The 385-nt window shown below is 58.2% G+C and carries 1 protein-coding gene; it reads left to right on the top strand.

Going from position 1 to position 385, the window contains the following annotated elements; all coding sequences use genetic code 11:
* On the top strand, positions 1 to 385 hold a 385-nt coding region (locus KVS69_RS18945), incomplete at both ends, for a hypothetical protein (protein ID WP_217539513.1).

Genomic DNA, 385 nt, shown 5'->3' with positions numbered 1-385 from the left:
CCGCTAACGAGAGGCAGCTGGGCCCGTTTGCGCCGACGAAGATTTTTACCAGCCGCGAGCAGCCCGACGAGGCCGCGCTGGAGACGCTGAAACTTTCAAAAACCGTGATTCTGGGCGGGGCAAATCAGCTCGGCGACGATTTTTCCATATGGCCCGGCGTGTCGGCATCGGAGTTCCGTCGATCAGGCTTGCGCGCCGTTCCTTTTGGGATTGGAATCAATGGCGATCCCAACAGCAACCGAGCGTTCTGCGTGAACACAATTGCCACGTTGGAAGCCATTCACGAAAAGGTAGAGTTTTCATCCTGGCGTTGCCCCCGAACGGTTGCTGCTTTGGAAACGGCTCTGCCTTCCTTGAAGGGCCGCTTCCTCATGACGGGATGCCC

Source organism: Stenotrophomonas sp. GbtcB23 (genome assembly GCF_019091045.1).
GTDB lineage: Bacteria > Pseudomonadota > Gammaproteobacteria > Xanthomonadales > Xanthomonadaceae > Stenotrophomonas > Stenotrophomonas rhizophila_A.
The sequence above is the reverse complement of the archived record's forward strand: the minus strand, read 5'-3'. Positions and strand labels throughout refer to the sequence as shown.